We start from the raw sequence: 16,101 nt of genomic DNA on the forward strand, positions 1-16,101 counted from the left end.
ATTTCCGTGCAGGCCGTGCGGGAGCAAATCGGGCGGCGCTCCGCTCATTCGCGAAAGGCCAACCAACACCCTACCGCCACACCTGACGTAATCTCTCCAGCGCATCGGCAATCGCGTCCTCCGGCACACCTGCAAACCCCAGAACCAGCCCGGCACGGTTATCCACAGGCTCGGTGGAATCCGGCAGCCAATAACTGCTCAATGCCGTGATCTCGACTCCGACACTCTCGGCCTTTTCGATCAGTTCACGCTCACGAGCCAGGCTGTCCACTCTGACCGTGACATGCAACCCGGCCACGACTTTAGGCATCGCGCCACAGCCTGGAATATTCTCCGGCCAGCCCGCCAGCAGTGCATTGCGACGGCTCAAGGCCGCACGGCGCATGCGGCGGATATGCCGTTGAAAGTGGCCGGTAGCGATGAATTGCGCCATCACCGTCTGGGTGCTGACTTCGGAATGGCGCATGTCCACACCACGGCGCTGGCTGAACGGCTTGACCAGCTTTTGGGGCAAGACCAGATACCCCAGGCGCAACGCCGGGAAGACCACCTTGCCGAAAGTCCCGACATACAAAACCCGGTCCCCGTCCAGCGCAGCCAACGGTGCCAAGGGCGCGCCGCTGTAACGGTACTCGCCGTCGTAGTCGTCTTCGACAATCCAGCCTTGAGTCTTTTTTGCCCAGGCCAGCAGTTCCAGGCGGCGAGCCAGGCTCATGACCACCCCGGTCGGGTATTGATGGGAGGGCGTGACGTAAGCCAGTTTGCAGTCGGTGTGTTCCAGATCCGCACAGCGCATGCCGTCTTCATCCACGGCAATACCCTGCAACCTCGCGCCCGCAACAGCAAAGGCATGACCCGCCGCACGATAGCCGGGGTTTTCCACAGCCACCCCGTCGCCAGCCTCCAGCAGCAACTGTGCACAAAGGCTTATTGCCTGTTGTGCGCCATTGGTGATCACTATTTGTTCAGCCGAGCAATGCAACCCGCGAGACGAGCGCAGGTACAAGGCAATCAGCTCTCTATGTCGCCACTCTCCGGCAGCCTCGCCATAGCCCAGCAGTTGAAGATCCGGCTTGCGCCAGAAAGCCGCATTCAGCTTGCCCCATATGGCAAAAGGGAAGAGATCGAATGCCGGTACACCCACCCGGAATGCACGTGGCGCGCCCTTGATAGGGGTACTCAAATGATGCTTTTGCAGAAGCGCTATCGCTGAGCTGTGGATAACTTGATCCGGCGCATTTTGAAGATTTTCAGAGGTAAATGTGGATAAGCCTGTGCGTAACCTTGTTGATAAGCCTGTGGATAGTTCAGTGGATAATTTTTTCGCAGGTGAATTTTCAACAACCGCTGTTTTATCGGGCAACTGAGCGACATAGGTCCCGTCACCAATACGCCCTTCAATGAAGCCTTCAGCGTAAAGCTGGTCGTAGGCACGCATCACGCTGTTGCGAGAAATCGACAACGATTCGGCCAGGTCACGGCTGGCCGGCAAGCGCGTGCCACTGCCAAGACCGCCATCGAGAATCCGCTGACGCAAGACCTGATAAAGCTGGCGACTCAAGCCCCTGCGCCGATCCAGTTCGATTCCGGCGAGGTTCAAGGGAAACGCGGGAGAGCCTGAAAGCATGGAATTGGACCTATGAAATCTATCGTTAATGGCTCTTACAAGGAACCAATAGCTTGCCTAGGATTTAGCCATTAACCAAGGACATTGCCATGTACACGCCCAAAGCCTTCAGTGAGAACGACACGCTGCAGTTGCAGGACTGGATGGAGCAGACACGTCTGGCGATTCTCGTCACTCAGGACGAAGACGGCTTGCAGGCGACGCACCTGCCACTGTTACTGAGCCGCGAACAAGGCCCCAACGGCACGCTCTACGGGCACCTGGCCAAAGCCAATCCTCAATGGCGAGCACTCGAAAAACCGACTGAGGTCATGGTGATCTTCCCCGGTGGCGATGCCTATGTGAGCCCGTCCTTTTACCCAAGCAAGGCGGAGCACGAAAAAGTCGTACCGACCTGGAATTACCTGGCCGTTCACGCTTATGGCCAGGCCGAGGTCTTCACTGATGCCCAGCGCCTGCACCAACTGGTCGGCCGTCTCACCGACAAGCATGAGTCCCGTCGTGCCCAGCCTTGGTCCATCAATGACGCACCGGCCGAGTACATTGAAAAGATGCTGGGCGCGATTGTCGGCTTCGCCTTGCCCATCGAACGCTTGCAGGGCAAACGCAAACTCAGCCAGAACCGCAACGCCCCGGATATTGCGGGCGTACGCGATGGCCTGGCTGCCAGCCATGATCCAAAAGACCAGGAAATCGCTCGCTTGATGAGCTGAAGGAGATTGTCATGACCGTAGTTCAAATCCGCCCAGTAACAGCCGACGATCACGGCGCATGGCTGCCGTTGTGGCAGGCCTATCTGCGCTTCTACAAGACCGAACTGGCCGATGACGTCAGCGACGTCACCTGGCAGCGCATCCTGGACCCCGCCGAAACCACCAACTCGGCATTGGCCTGGCTGGATGGCAAAGCGGTGGGCATGGTGAACTTCATCTACCATCGCTCCAACTGGAGCATCAAGAATGCCTGTTATCTACAGGACTTGATCGTCGCCCCCGAACAGCGCGGCACCGGTATCGGCAGGCAACTGATCGAGTATGTCTACGCGACCGCCCAAGCCAACAATTGCGACAAGGTTCACTGGCTGACCCACGAAACCAACGCCACGGCCATTCAGCTTTACGAACGCATCGCCGAACGCGGCGGCTACATTCAATTTCGCAAGGCCCTTTGAGGCTGGAAGTCTGCTCATGTCCGATACCCCGCTCCACTGGCAACCCGCAACACTTCCAGGCACCAAGACACTGGAGGGCCGTTTCATTCGCCTGGAAAAACTCGACCCGCTACGCCATGGCGATGATCTGTGGCTTGCGCTCAATGGCACGAATTCCGACCCGAAGCTCTGGGATTACCTGCCTTATGGCCCGTTCAATGAACGCAAGGCTTTCGACGCCTGGCTGGAGCGACATGCCAATGACACTGACCCATGGTTCTACAGCGTGGTCGATCAGGCCACAGGCGTGACCGAAGGCGTGATCAGCCTGATGTCCATCGTCGCTGCCCATGGCCGGATAGAAATAGGTCACGTGACCTTTGGTGCGAGCATGCAACGCACGCCCAAAGGCACAGAAGCCATCTACTTGCTGGCCCGGGAAGCCTTTGCTCTGGGCAACCGTCGGCTGGAGTGGAAATGCAACGCCAACAACGCCCGCTCCCGGCGTGCGGCAGATCGCTTCGGCTTCAGCTACGAAGGGCTCTTTCGCCAGCATATGGTGACCAAGGATGTGAACCGCGATACCGCCTGGTATTCGATCATCGACAACGAATGGCCCGAGCTGCAAAAGGCTTTCGAGGCCTGGCTGGCTGTGGATAACTTTAAGGACGGGCAGCAGGTTAAGGGGCTGGAAGCGTTTCGCGGATGACCGGGAAATAAAAAAGGGGAGCCACGTGTGCTCCCCCGAGGAAAACTGTTTAGGTAGGATTTATCCGCGAATTTCGCGAATGAGCGGAGCGCCGCCCGATTCGCTCCTACGGCGTTGCTGTCATTCGATCTCGACCAAGATCTCGCCAGGGTTGACCCGATCGCCTTTGGCGACATGAATGGCAACCACCTTGCCGGCGATGGAGGCCTGGACTTCGGTTTCCATTTTCATCGCTTCGGTGATCAGCACGGCCTGACCGGCCTTGACGGTGTCGCCTTCCTTGACCAGCACATCGACGATGTTGCCGGGCATGGTGGTGCTGACATGGCCCGGTGCATGGGCCTGTTTGCGCTTGCTGGCACCGCCTCCGACGAATTCGTTGAGCGGCTCGAACACCACTTCTTCCGGCATGCCGTCGATGGACAGGTAGAAGTGACGCTTGCCCTCGGCCTTGACGCCGACGCCAGTGATATCCACACGGTAGGTTTCGCCGTGAACGTCGATCACGAACTCGGTCGGCACACCTTCGCCGCCCACCTTGCCCACACTGCCCGCTTCCGGAATCGGCAACAGCTCTTCAGGTTTCAGGGTGCCCGCTGCGCGCTCCTCGAGGAACTTGCGGCCAATGTCCGGGAACATGGCGTAAGTCAGCACGTCTTCTTCGGATTGCGCGAGTTCACCGACTTCGCCACGCAGCTTGGTCATTTCCGGCTTGAGCAGGTCGGCGGGGCGCACATCGATCAAGTCTTCGTTGCCGATGGCCTGACGACGCAGCCTGGCGTCCACTTCACCCGGCGCCTTGCCGTAACCGCCTTGCAGGTACAGCTTCACTTCGTTGGTGATGGTCTTGTAGCGCTCGCCCGCCAGCACGTTGAAAAACGCCTGGGTGCCAACGATCTGTGAAGTCGGCGTCACCAGAGGTGGATAACCCAGATCCTTGCGGACCCGTGGAATCTCGGCCAGCACTTCGCCCATACGGTTGAGCGCGCCCTGCTCCTTGAGTTGGTTGGCCAGGTTGGAAATCATCCCGCCCGGCACCTGATTGACCTGCACGCGGGTGTCGACCGCCGTGAACTCGCTCTCGAACTGGTGGTACTTCTTGCGCACGGCATAGAAGTACAGGCCGATTTCCTGCAGCAGTTCCAGATCCAGGCCGGTGTCGAACTCGCTGCCCTTGAGGGCCGCAACCATGGATTCGGTGCCCGGATGGCTGGTGCCCCAGGCGAAGCTGGAGATAGCCGTGTCGATATGGTCGGCACCGTTTTCAACGGCCTTGAGCTGACACATGGCTGCCAGACCCGCGGTGTCATGGGAGTGGATAAAGACCGGCAGCGATTGCTCGGCCTTCAATGCCTTGACCAGTTCGCCAGTGGCAAAAGGCGTCAGCAGACCGGCCATGTCCTTGATCGCCACCGAGTCGCAACCCATGGCTTCCATCTGCCTGGCCTGTTCCACGAAGGCGCTGATGGTATGCACCGGGCTGGTGGTATAGGCGATGGTGCCCTGGGCATGTTTGCCCGCCGCTTTCACTGCTTCGATGGCGACCTTCAGGTTGCGCACATCGTTCATGGCGTCGAAGATACGGAACACATCGATACCGTTTTCCGCCGCCTTGGCGACAAACGCCTTCACCACGTCATCGCTGTAATGGCGATAGCCCAGCAGGTTCTGACCGCGCAGCAACATTTGCAGACGGGTGTTGGGCAAGGCCAAACGCAACTGGCGCAGGCGCTCCCACGGGTCTTCCTTCAGAAACCGTACACAGGCATCAAACGTCGCACCGCCCCACACTTCCAGCGACCAGTAGCCGACCTTGTCGAGCTTGTCGCAGATCGGCAGCATGTCTTCGGTACGCATGCGGGTCGCCAGCAACGATTGGTGTGCGTCGCGCAGGATGGTGTCGGTGACAAAGATTTTCTTAGGCATTTTCGGAGCTCCTCAGGAGGGGCAAGCCTCAAGCTGCAAGTGGCAAGCTGAAAGCCGCAAGAAAAAGCCGATTCGCCTTTGCTTGTAGCTTGTCACTTGCAGCTTGAAGCTCACTGCTTACCGCTCAAACTTTTACAACCCTGCGTGGGCGGCAATGGCGGCGGCGATGGCCAGGGCCAACTCTTCGGGTTTGCGCTTGATCGAGTAATTGGTCAGTTCAGGGTGGCTTTCAACGAAGCTGGTATTGAACTGGCCGCTGCGGAATTCCGGGTTGCGCAGGATTTCCTGGTAATAAGCTGCCGTGGTCTTCACGCCCTGCAGGCGCATGTCGTCCAGCGCTCGCAGGCCGCGGTCCATCGCCTCTTCCCAGGTCAGCGCCCAGACAATCAGTTTCAGGCACATGGAGTCGTAGAACGGCGGGATCGTGTAGCCGGTATAAATCGCCGTATCGGTCCGCACACCCGGCCCGCCGGGCGCGTAATAACGGGTGATCTTGCCGAAGCTGGGCAGGAAGTTGTTCTTCGGGTCTTCGGCATTGATCCGGAATTGCAGGGCAAAACCGCGATGAATGATGTCTTCCTGCTTGATCGACAGCGGCTGGCCGGACGCAATGCGAATCTGCTCGCGCACGATGTCGATGCCGGTGATCTCTTCGGTGATCGTGTGCTCAACCTGAACCCGGGTATTCATCTCCATGAAATACACCTCGCCATCAGCGAGCAGGAACTCCACGGTCCCGGCATTCTCGTAACCCACGGCCTTGGCGGCACGCACCGACAGGTCGCCGATATAGGCGCGCTGTTCAGGTGTCAGTTGCGGGCTGGGTGCGATTTCGATCAGTTTCTGGTTACGGCGCTGGATGGAGCAGTCACGCTCGAACAGGTGCACCACATTGCCGAAGCTGTCACCGAGGATCTGCGCCTCGATGTGTTTGGGATTGACGATGCATTTTTCCAGGAAGACTTCCGCCGAGCCGAAGGCCTTGGTAGCCTCGGAGATCACTCGCGGGAACGCCTGCTCCAGTTCTTCGCGGCTGTTACAGCGACGAATGCCGCGCCCCCCGCCACCGGAAGTTGCCTTGAGCATCACCGGGTAACCGATACGGTCGCCTTCGATCAGTGCTTCATGAATATCCGCAACGTTGCCCTCTGTGCCCGGCGTGACCGGCACACCGGCCTTTATCATGCTGCGGCGCGCTTCGGTCTTGTCGCCCATGCGGCGAATGACTTCTGCGGACGGGCCGATGAACTTCACGCCGCGCTCTGCGCAGATTTCCGCCAGTTCGGCGTTTTCCGAGAGGAAGCCGTAACCGGGATGCAGTGCATCGCATCCGGTTTCCACTGCCAGGTTCACCAGCTTGCGCGGGTTCAGGTAACCGGCGAGAGGTTCAGCGCCAATGCTATAGGCTTCGTCGGCACGTTTGACATGCAAGGCATGCCGGTCGGCGTCCGAAAAGATCGCAACCGAGCGGATGCCCATTTCGGCGCATGCGCGCACGATGCGGACGGCAATCTCTCCACGGTTGGCGATCAGGATTTTTGTTATCACTGGCACTTCCTCGACCATAAGGACAATCGAACCGGCAGAGCCGGTCGGCGCAGGGCCGCATACGCAGTGTAGTTACTTGTCTTTTTGTAACTGCGTATGTGGCTGAATGACGCAGGCACACCCTATTCCTGATCAGCGATTAATAAAAATGAGTAAAAATTGGGATAGGCATAAGTAAAAGCTTATAGTCAGTACTTCAGCCATTGGCAGGAGTTGTTGAAGATGCGTAAGTCATTGATGCGTATGACATTGCGTCAGTTGCGAATTTTCAATGAAGTGTGCGATCTGCGCTCCTACAGCCGCGCCGCCGAGGAAATGTCCCTGACGCAGCCAGCCGTCAGCCTGCAGATCCGCCAGCTTGAAGAGCTGATCGGCCAGCCGCTTTTCGAGTATGTCGGCAAAAAACTCTACCTGACCGAAGCCGCCGAAGCGCTGCAACTGGCCAGCCGTGACATCTTCGGTCGCCTGGAAAGCCTGGATATGCAGCTTTCCGACATGCAGGGCTCATTGCAGGGTCAGTTGAAACTGGCAATCGAGTCGAGCTGCAAATATTTCATTCCGCACCTGTTCGCAGCCTTCAAGCGCCAGCATCCCGAGGTCATCCTCAACCTGACCGTGGTCAACCGCGCCATGGTCATCAGGCGCCTGTCGGACAACCGCGACGATCTGGTGGTGATGTCCATGGTGCCGCAGGACATGGGACTGGAGTTCCTGCCGTTTCTCAATAACCCGATTGTGGCCGTGGCGCCGGCCAGCCATCCGCTTTGCGAGCAGGAACAACTGAGCCTCAAAGACCTGGAGCCCTGGCCGCTGCTGATTCGCGAATCGGGTTCGGGGACCCGAAGGGCCTGTGAGGAATACTTCAAGGAAAAGCGCGTGCATTTCACCCAGACACAGGAAGTGTCATCCAGCGAAGCGCAGCGCGAATGCGTGGTGGCAGGACTTGGAGTGGCGCTGCTCACCCGTCACGCCGTCTGCGCGGAGCTCGCCACCGGCACCCTCAAAGAGCTGCCAGTGGCCGAGTTGCCGCTTTATCGCAGCTGGTGCGTGGTACAAGCCAGGGATAAACGCCTGTCTCCCGTGGCTCACGCATTCCTTGCGTTCATCCGCACCGAACGTGCGCAGATCAGCCAGCTTGTCGAACGCTTCGACGGGCGTCCGCGGACGGCTGGCTAGCCTGCCAGTGGTTGCCGGTCATGCTGTCCATGTAATCACAGAGGTCCTGATTGAGCTGCCGCGCCTCGCAGTAGCTTTCAATCGCACGACGAAACTCCATTCGGCGCTGGTCTTCCTGCTGACGACGAGTCTTGACGGTGCTGTTGGGTAAGTCATCGTAATGCCGAGCCATGTCCTGTCTCCCAGTACGTTGCGGGAGTACAGAGTGACGCCGGGGCATGACGCTCAGACGGCGAATGCATGACAAGTTGATGAAGGTTGGCGACCTTCAGTCCTCGTGGGCTTTTACCGACTTGGGGGACAACCGCAGGCTGCGCAGACTGCGCTTGACGCTCTTGAGGTGGTTGACCAGGCTCGGGCCGCGAGCCATGGCAACACCCATCGCCAGCACATCGATGACTACCAGATGCGCGATACGCGAAGTCAGCGGCGTGTAGATTTCGGTGTCTTCATGCACGTCGATGGCCAGATTGACCGACGACAGCTCGGCCAAAGGCGTCTGGCTGGGGCAAAGCGTGATGAGTGTGGCGCCGCTTTCGCGAACCAGATTCGCCGAAATCAGCAGATCCTTGGAGCGACCGGACTGGGAAATGCACACCGCGACGTCGGTTGGCTTCAAGGTCACTGCCGACATGGCCTGCATGTGCGGGTCGGAGTAGGCAGCGGCACTCAACAACAGACGGAAGAACTTGTGCTGGGCATCGGCCGCTACCGCACCCGACGCACCGAAACCATAGAACTCCACACGATTGGCGCCCGCCATGGCGGTCACGGCCAGTTGCAAGGCATGGGGATCGAGGTTTTCACGCACTTCCATCAAAGTGTGCAGGGTGGTGTCGAAAATCTTCAGGCTGTAATCGGCAACCGAATCGTCTTCGTGAATCGCGAACTGGCCGAAACTCGCTCCGGCGGCAAGGCTCTGCGCCAGCTTGAGCTTGAGGTCCTGAAAGCCCGTACAGCCGATGGCGCGACAGAAGCGCACGATGGTGGGCTCACTGATCCCGACGCTATGGGCCAGGTCAGCCATGGAACTGTGCATCACGGCCGCAGGGTCAAGCAGCACATGGTCGGCTACCTTGAGCTCCGACTTGCGCAGCAGATTACGTGACTGGGCGATGTGTTGCAGCAGATTCAAGAGGCAGACTCGCTAATGATGCGGTGGGCGGGTTGTAGCTTTCTTGTAGTTATACTACATGACCTGCGAGCCGCCCAGTTAAACGAGCCCTGAACGTCATACACAAGCCACTGAATGACAAATCTTCCTTTTTTGTGGGAATAATCCTACATTTTGGAACGCTGCCACTATTGCCGGGCCAGGCTCAACATACCCTCCATCATCGACGCTTCGAGCGGTCGACTGATCAGATAGCCCTGAACTTCATCGCAACCCTGCGCCTTCAGAAACTCCAGTTGTTTCTCGTTTTCCACACCTTCGGCCACGACCTTGAGCCCCAGGCTGTGAGCCATGGCGATGATCGCCTGGGTGATTGCCGCATCTTCCGTGCCGTCATCGAGGCCACGAATAAACGCTTGATCAATCTTTACGTAGTCCACAGGGAAGCGTTTGAGATAACTCAATGAAGAGTAGCCGGTGCCAAAGTCGTCGATGGCCAGTTTGACGCCCAGCTCACGCAACTGCTGAAAGGTCGCGATGATGTGTTCGACACTGTCGAGCAACTGGCTTTCGGTCAGCTCCAACTCCAGCAAATGCGGCGCCAGCCCCGTCTCGTCCAGGACCTGCCGCACCAGACTGACCAGTTTGCCCTGTCGCAACTGGTGCACTGACAGATTGACCGACACCCGGATAGGCTCAAAGCCCTGACGCTGCCACTCACAAGCCTGCCAGCAGGCCTGGCGCAGCACGAACTCACCGATGTCGGCAATCAGGCCGGTTTCTTCGGCCAGACCAATGAACTCGCCCGGCGGCACCATGCCCCGTGTCGGATGACGCCAGCGCACCAGTGCTTCGGCCGCATCCAGACGACCATTTTCCAACAGCATCTTGGGTTGATAGAACACTTGTAGCTGGTGATCTTCAATGGCTTTGCGCAGCTGGATTTCCAGTTGCAGGCGCTCCAGGGTGCTGGCCCGCAGGCTTTCGGTGAAGAACTGGAAGTTGTTACCGCCCAGATGCTTGGCATGCTGCATCGCCATATTGGCCTGACTCACCAGTGCCGAAACTTCACGGGCAGAGTCCGGCAGCAGGCTGATACCCACCGAAGCACTGATCACAAGTTCATTGCCCGCCACAGACAACGGCGTGCGCAGCTTGCTCAACAGGCGGCTGGTGACCCGCGCCAGACTGGAAAGGTTGGCATAGGCATCGAACAGCACGGCAAATTCATCGCCGGACAGACGCGCAATGGTGTCCGCCTCCGGCATGGCGCTGATCAGGCGGCGGGCAACATGCTTGAGCAACTGATCGGCGACTTCATGGCCCAGGCTCTCGTTGAGCAGCTTGAAACGATCCAGATTGATATGCAGCAGCGCCAGGCTTCTTCCGCCCTGGCGCACCCGCTGATTCGCTTCGCGCAGGCGTTCCTTGAATTGCGAGCGATTGGCCAGACCGGTCAACTCATCGAAATGCGTGAGGTAGCGCATACGCTCTTCAGATTCGCGATTGGCCGATAGATCCGTAAAGAAGCCGACAATATGGCTGACATTGCCTGCAATATCGCGCACGACCGTCATTTGGAGCCATTGCGGGTACAACTCGCCGTTCTTGCGCGCCTCAACCAGTTCGCCCTGCCAGCTTCCGGTCTGCTCCAGGGCGTGGTGAATGGCCTGGAAGTGACGGCGGGCATCAAGGCTGCTGGCGATATCCATGACCTGACGTCCCACAACGTCTTCAGGCGTATAGCCCGTGAGCCTGGAGAACGCCTGATTGATGGTGAGAATCCGGTACTGCGGGTCGAAAATCATGATGCTTTCGCTGACCGCATCGAAAACCTTCTCGGCCAGACGCGGCGGGCTTTTGCTCAAGGCCAGATTGGCGGCCTCAAGCTCCAGGGTACGCTGCGCAACACGCTCCTCAAGACCGGCCTGAGCCTCGCGCAGACTGTGCTCGGCCTGACGACGCTGCTCGACCTCCCGGCCCAGAATTTCATTGAGTTCATCGCCCTTGGCCTGTGCCTGCTGCAAATGCTCGATCAGGGCCTGGTTCTGAAAACGCTGCAACAGGCTGCGCAGTATCAGGCGATTGATCTGCCAGGCCACCACAATCAGGGCAAACAACAGAATCAGACCCAGCCAGCCCCAGCCACGCAAAGGCACGTCGCCGCCCATAAACAGATAGGCGATGGGAGGTAACAGACACGACAGGCTGAAGGTGAGAAACGCCGTGAGGCTGACGGCATAGGCCACGCTGGCGCACAGCGTTGCGCCGCCGATCATGCCGAACACCCAGGCCTGCTGTTCGAAACTGGTCACGGGCACCAGGGCCATGGCCGCACAGGCCAGAGTCAGACCGCTGACCACCGCGCCGAGCAGAAACATTCGCCGCCAGACCGGTTGCGCCTGACGCTCGGGAGATGCCGCCCGGAACGCTGCAACCTGAATGACACGCAAGCCCACAAGTACCGCCAGCCAGACCAGCCAGATACTGACCAGCACGTAGCGTTCAGGACTCCAGAGCAGCCATGCGCAGACCAGACCACTGATGAACATGAACAGGGTCGGCAGCAATGAACCCTGATAAAGCATGCGCGTACGCTCGACCCTCAACCGGGTCGCGAACTTCTTGCGAATGGCCCGCCGGCTGGTGTCAGAAGCATCGTGGGCACTGAAGCTGAAAGGCATGGCGGGGTTCTTGTATTTGATAAGACCTTGGCATGTGCCGAGCATACACAAGCGCTGGGCTAGACCAAACTGCCGCCATCATAAAACTGTGACTTTCAGCGCTGTTCTGCACAACTTCGACACAAGGGACGCCATTCGCCGTCGCACATGACCGATCGTCAGCATCGACGACTTTTTATTACCCATGACAAAGCATGGTTTGCCCGCCATGGCGCAGCACCCTAGAATGCGTCGATGCGCGATGATCTCTCTCTCCTTTTGAATTCCCTCAACGATGCCCAGCGTCAGGCCGTAGCTGCCTCTCTGGGTCGTCAGTTGGTCCTGGCCGGCGCTGGTTCCGGTAAAACCCGTGTGCTGGTGCATCGCATCGCATGGCTGATGCAGGTCGAGCAAGCCTCCCCGCATTCGGTCCTGTCGGTGACGTTCACCAACAAGGCCGCAGCCGAGATGCGTCATCGCATCGAGCAACTGATGGGCATCAGCCCGGCAGGCATGTGGGTCGGCACCTTCCACGGGCTGGCGCATCGCCTGCTGCGAGCTCACTGGCAGGAAGCAGGGCTGGTGCAGACGTTCCAGATTCTGGACAGCGACGACCAGCAACGTCTGGTCAAGCGCGTGATCCGCGAGCTGGGGCTGGACGAACAGCGCTGGCCTGCACGTCAGGCCCAGTGGTTCATCAACGGCCAGAAAGACGAAGGCCTGCGCCCCAAACATATCCAGGCCAGCGGCGATCTGTTCCTGGGCACCATGAAGTCGATCTACGAAGCTTATGAAGTCGCCTGCCAGCGCGCCGGCGTCATCGACTTCTCCGAACTGCTGCTGCGCGCGCTGGACCTGTGGCGCGATCATCCGGGCCTGCTGGCGCATTATCAGCGGCGCTTCCGCCATGTGCTGGTGGACGAGTTCCAGGACACCAACGCCGTGCAGTACGCCTGGTTGCGGCTGCTGGCCCAGGGCGGCGACAGCCTGATGGTGGTGGGCGATGACGACCAGTCCATCTATGGCTGGCGTGGCGCGAAGATCGAGAACATTCATCAGTATTCGTCGGACTTCCCGGATACCGAAGTCATCCGCCTTGAACAGAACTACCGCTCGACGGCGAGCATTCTCAAGGCTGCCAACGGCCTGATCGTCAATAACAGCGGTCGCCTGGGCAAAGAGCTGTGGACCGATGTGGGCGATGGCGACCTGATCAACCTGTATGCCGCCTTCAACGAACACGACGAAGCGCGCTACGTGGTCGAAACCATTGAAAGCGCCTTGAAGACCGGCCTGTCGCGTAACGACATTGCCATTCTGTATCGCTCCAACGCCCAGTCGCGGGTGCTGGAAGAAGCCTTGCTGCGCGAGCGCATTCCTTACCGCATCTACGGCGGCCAGCGATTCTTCGAGCGCGCCGAGATCAAGAACGCCATGGCGTATCTGCGCCTGCTGGAAGGCCGTGGCAACGATGCCGCGCTGGAGCGGGTCATCAACGTCCCCGCACGGGGCATTGGCGAGAAGACGGTCGAGGCGATTCGCGAGCATGCACGCCACACCGACATTTCCATGTGGGAAGCGATGCGTCAGCTGGTGGCCAACAAAGGCCTGACCGGCCGCGCTGCCGGTGCCTTGAACGTGTTCATGGAACTGATCGAAAACCTCTCGGCCAAGGTCATGGAAATGCCCTTGCACCTGATGACCCAGACCGTCATCGAGCAATCGGGGCTGATCACTTATCACCAGCAGGAAAAAGGTGAAAAAGGTCAGGCCCGGGTGGAAAACCTTGAGGAACTGGTCAGCGCTGCGCGCAACTTCGAGAACAATGAAGATGACGAAGAGCTGACCCCGTTGGCAGCTTTCCTCGGCCATGCGTCGCTGGAAGCTGGCGACACACAGGCTCAGGAGCACGAAGACAGCATTCAGCTCATGACCCTGCACAGCGCCAAGGGCCTGGAATTCCCTTACGTGTTTCTGGTGGGAATGGAAGAAGGGCTGTTCCCGCACAAGATGAGCCTGGAAGAGCCCGGCCGTCTGGAAGAAGAACGCCGTCTGGCTTACGTCGGCATCACCCGCGCCATGCAACAACTGGTGATGACCTATGCAGAAACCCGTCGCCTGTATGGCAGCGAAACCTATAACAAGGTGTCGCGCTTCGTTCGCGAGATTCCGCCGACGCTGATCCAGGAAGTGCGCCTGTCCAATAGCGTCAGTCGTCCTTTCGGTGGCACCCAGAAAGTCAGCAACAGCAGCCTGTTCACGGGCACCGGCATCCCCGAAACCCAGTTCACGCTGGGCCAGCACGTACAGCACGCCGTATTTGGTGAAGGCGTGATCCTGAACTTCGAGGGCTCCGGCGCCCAGGCCAGGGTGCAGGTCAACTTCTCCGAAGGCAGCAAGTGGCTGATGATGGGTTATGCGAAGCTGGTGCCGATCTGACCGGACTCCGTAGGAGCGAATTCATTCGCGAATGAATTCGCTCCTACGGCGGCGGACAAAGAAAATTCCCACAGCGTTTTGTTTCTCCGCCTACCGCCCAAATAGACAGGTCTTAAGGACCTATGCAAAAGTCCGAAACATTAACGCACTAGCCAGCGACTGCCCTCCTGTGCAACATGGCGCGCATGCATTCATACAACGGGAATACCCTTATGCAACGTTTTCTAAGCATGGCTCTGGCGCTGTGCATCGGACTCACCATGAGTCTGGATGTGAACGCCGCACGTTTCGGTGGTGGCAAGAGCATGGGCTCGGCACCGTCGCACCAGGCACGCCAGGCCGCTCCGGCCACTCCGGCTGCTGCTCCTAACGCTGCCGGTCGTCCGGCTGCCGCTGCCAGTGGCGCTTCGCGCTGGTTGGGCCCATTGGCCGGTATCGCTGCCGGTGGCCTGCTGGCTGCAATGTTCATGGGTGACGGCTTCAACGGCCTGCAGATCTTCGACATCCTGATCATGGGCCTCATCGCCTTCCTGATCTTCCGCTTCATTGCACGTCGTCGTCAGCAGCAACAGCCGAAAATGGCCGGTGCCGGTGCTCCTTACCAGCGTGAAACCAGCCAGCCTGCGCAAAACTCGATCTTCGGTGGCGCTTCGTCGGCTCCTGCGGCTCCGGTCATCAACGCTCCGGCCTGGTTCAACGAAGAGCGCTTCCTGGAAGCCGCCCGCAGCCACTTCCAGTCGCTGCAGCAGCACTGGGATGCGAACGAAATGGACAAGATCGCCGAGTTCGTGACGCCACAGATGCTGCAATTCCTGAAAAAGGAACGTGCCGATCTGGGCGACGGTTTCCAGTCGACCTACATCGACAACCTGAGCGTCCAGCTGGAAGGTGTGGATGATCGTGCCGACAAGACCATCGCGACCCTGACCTTCTCCGGCGTCTCCAAGACTTCGCGCTTTGACCAGGGCGAAGTGTTCAGCGAAAGCTGGAACATGGAACGCGCCCAGGGCGACAACCAACCATGGCTGGTTGCCGGTATTCGCCAGAACGGCTGATTCCCAGGCACACCCAGCAGCACCGAACCCCGGACTTGTTCCGGGGTTTTTTATTTTTGGTCGCCTGCTGCTAACAAATGCAAGTCTGAAAGGTCCGACGCTTGATATGAATTGAAAGCAGGCAGGCCAGGATTTTTCGTACAGAGCCTATCCGATCGGGTAGTTATTTTGAGAAAAGCTTTAGGCTACTGTATAACCCGCGCCATCAAGCTTAGAGGACCCATGTCGTGGAAGAAGTCATCGAACAATTGCGTGAACAAAACGAGCCGGTTCCGGTTCCCCTCGAACTGCCTGATGAAGACCAGCTCGTCGAGATCGAAGAACAGCTGTTTATCAATATCCCTTACGTCTTCAAGGAATTCCTTCTGACCGTCAGCGACGTCGTGTATGGCAGCCTTGAGCCAGTCACCGTTACCGACCCTCAGTCACACACCTATCTGCCGGATGTCGCCGCGACTGCCTGGGACTTGGGTGTGCCTCGTGAACTGATCCCGATCTGCCAGGACGGCGACGATTATTACTGCGTCGAAGAAGATGGCACCGTCGTGCTGTGGTCCGGCGAAGAAGAGCTGGTGACCGAAGAGAACTGGGAATCTGTCTGGCACTGGGCACGGGACGTCTGGCTGGAAAGCTAGGCTCTGTACGAAAAGTCGGCGAGCGAAGGTCAGGCAAGGCAAAAACAGGCGAGGAACGG

13 protein-coding genes are annotated in these 16,101 nt (G+C 58.8%); 7 read left to right on the forward strand and 6 right to left on the reverse strand.

Going from position 1 to position 16,101, the window contains the following annotated elements; translation table 11 throughout:
• Positions 1–70 precede the first annotated feature (70 nt).
• Positions 71–1,627, reverse strand: a complete 1,557-nt coding sequence (locus tag K5D32_RS12850; RefSeq protein ID WP_221600519.1) for a PLP-dependent aminotransferase family protein — start codon at positions 1,625–1,627, stop codon at positions 71–73.
• An 89-nt stretch (positions 1,628–1,716) separates the two neighbouring features.
• Here K5D32_RS12850 and K5D32_RS12855 point away from each other — a divergent pair, with 89 nt between their 5' ends.
• The 3 genes from K5D32_RS12855 to K5D32_RS12865 are packed head-to-tail and all read left to right on the forward strand — an operon-like array spanning position 1,717 to position 3,486.
• The gene (locus K5D32_RS12855) at positions 1,717–2,340 is read left to right on the forward strand and encodes an FMN-binding negative transcriptional regulator (protein WP_221600522.1); all 624 of its coding nucleotides are present in this window, start codon (positions 1,717–1,719) and stop codon (positions 2,338–2,340) included.
• A gap of 11 nt (positions 2,341–2,351) precedes the next feature.
• Positions 2,352–2,798, forward strand: coding sequence for a GNAT family N-acetyltransferase (locus K5D32_RS12860; RefSeq protein WP_221600523.1), 447 nt, complete (start codon positions 2,352–2,354; stop codon positions 2,796–2,798).
• A 16-nt stretch (positions 2,799–2,814) separates the two neighbouring features.
• Positions 2,815–3,486, forward strand: a complete 672-nt coding sequence (locus tag K5D32_RS12865; protein ID WP_221592885.1) for a GNAT family N-acetyltransferase — start codon at positions 2,815–2,817, stop codon at positions 3,484–3,486.
• 120 nt (positions 3,487–3,606) lie between these two features.
• On the opposite strand, the gene oadA is transcribed toward K5D32_RS12865, so the two are convergent.
• Both oadA and K5D32_RS12875 read right to left on the reverse strand, forming a co-directional pair.
• Entirely contained in the window at positions 3,607–5,412 is a 1,806-nt protein-coding gene (gene oadA, locus K5D32_RS12870) for a sodium-extruding oxaloacetate decarboxylase subunit alpha (RefSeq protein ID WP_221600526.1), read from the reverse strand.
• Between the two features lie 132 nt (positions 5,413–5,544).
• Entirely contained in the window at positions 5,545–6,960 is a 1,416-nt protein-coding gene (locus K5D32_RS12875) for an acetyl-CoA carboxylase biotin carboxylase subunit (protein ID WP_198727927.1), read from the reverse strand.
• A 222-nt stretch (positions 6,961–7,182) separates the two neighbouring features.
• On the opposite strand from K5D32_RS12875, the gene K5D32_RS12880 reads away from it, so the two are divergent.
• On the forward strand, positions 7,183–8,136 hold the full coding sequence (locus tag K5D32_RS12880) for a LysR family transcriptional regulator (protein WP_221592887.1): 954 nt from the start codon (positions 7,183–7,185) through the stop codon (positions 8,134–8,136).
• Here K5D32_RS12880 and K5D32_RS12885 read toward each other — a convergent pair.
• From K5D32_RS12885 to K5D32_RS12895, 3 genes are all read right to left on the reverse strand, one after another.
• Positions 8,087–8,308, reverse strand: coding sequence for a PA3496 family putative envelope integrity protein (locus tag K5D32_RS12885; RefSeq protein ID WP_221592888.1), 222 nt, complete (start codon positions 8,306–8,308; stop codon positions 8,087–8,089). The genes K5D32_RS12880 and K5D32_RS12885 overlap by 50 nt on opposite strands.
• A 96-nt stretch (positions 8,309–8,404) precedes the next feature.
• The gene (gene hexR / locus K5D32_RS12890) at positions 8,405–9,271 is read right to left on the reverse strand and encodes a transcriptional regulator HexR (RefSeq protein ID WP_025262576.1); all 867 of its coding nucleotides are present in this window, start codon (positions 9,269–9,271) and stop codon (positions 8,405–8,407) included.
• Between the two features lie 167 nt (positions 9,272–9,438).
• Positions 9,439–11,934 (reverse strand): EAL domain-containing protein, encoded by a 2,496-nt coding sequence (locus K5D32_RS12895; protein WP_221575269.1) that lies wholly within the window; start codon positions 11,932–11,934, stop codon positions 9,439–9,441.
• A 234-nt stretch (positions 11,935–12,168) separates the two neighbouring features.
• Between K5D32_RS12895 and uvrD the strand changes: the two genes are divergently transcribed.
• From uvrD to K5D32_RS12910, 3 genes are all read left to right on the forward strand, one after another.
• On the forward strand, positions 12,169–14,352 hold the full coding sequence (gene uvrD, locus K5D32_RS12900) for a DNA helicase II (protein ID WP_221575270.1): 2,184 nt from the start codon (positions 12,169–12,171) through the stop codon (positions 14,350–14,352).
• Between the two features lie 212 nt (positions 14,353–14,564).
• Positions 14,565–15,407 (forward strand): Tim44 domain-containing protein, encoded by an 843-nt coding sequence (locus K5D32_RS12905; protein ID WP_095068075.1) that lies wholly within the window; start codon positions 14,565–14,567, stop codon positions 15,405–15,407.
• A gap of 227 nt (positions 15,408–15,634) precedes the next feature.
• The gene (locus K5D32_RS12910) at positions 15,635–16,042 is read left to right on the forward strand and encodes an SMI1/KNR4 family protein (protein ID WP_025262580.1); all 408 of its coding nucleotides are present in this window, start codon (positions 15,635–15,637) and stop codon (positions 16,040–16,042) included.
• Positions 16,043–16,101 lie beyond the last annotated feature (59 nt).

The organism is Pseudomonas cichorii (assembly GCF_019719005.1).
GTDB lineage: Bacteria > Pseudomonadota > Gammaproteobacteria > Pseudomonadales > Pseudomonadaceae > Aquipseudomonas > Aquipseudomonas cichorii_E.

Excerpts from the sequence above, each read along its gene's own strand:
- oadA (WP_221600526.1), bottom strand. The coding sequence starts at position 5,412 with ATGCCTAAGAAAATCTTTGTCACCGACACCATCCTGCGCGACGCACAC.
- K5D32_RS12880 (WP_221592887.1), top strand. The coding sequence starts at position 7,183 with ATGCGTAAGTCATTGATGCGTATGACATTGCGTCAGTTGCGAATTTTC.
- K5D32_RS12855 (WP_221600522.1), top strand. The coding sequence starts at position 1,717 with ATGTACACGCCCAAAGCCTTCAGTGAGAACGACACGCTGCAGTTGCAG.
- K5D32_RS12850 (WP_221600519.1), bottom strand. The coding sequence starts at position 1,627 with ATGCTTTCAGGCTCTCCCGCGTTTCCCTTGAACCTCGCCGGAATCGAA.
- K5D32_RS12905 (WP_095068075.1), top strand. The coding sequence starts at position 14,565 with ATGCAACGTTTTCTAAGCATGGCTCTGGCGCTGTGCATCGGACTCACC.
- K5D32_RS12860 (WP_221600523.1), top strand. The coding sequence starts at position 2,352 with ATGACCGTAGTTCAAATCCGCCCAGTAACAGCCGACGATCACGGCGCA.
- K5D32_RS12865 (WP_221592885.1), top strand. The coding sequence starts at position 2,815 with ATGTCCGATACCCCGCTCCACTGGCAACCCGCAACACTTCCAGGCACC.
- uvrD (WP_221575270.1), top strand. The coding sequence starts at position 12,169 with ATGCGCGATGATCTCTCTCTCCTTTTGAATTCCCTCAACGATGCCCAG.
- K5D32_RS12885 (WP_221592888.1), bottom strand. The coding sequence starts at position 8,308 with ATGGCTCGGCATTACGATGACTTACCCAACAGCACCGTCAAGACTCGT.
- K5D32_RS12895 (WP_221575269.1), bottom strand. The coding sequence starts at position 11,934 with ATGCCTTTCAGCTTCAGTGCCCACGATGCTTCTGACACCAGCCGGCGG.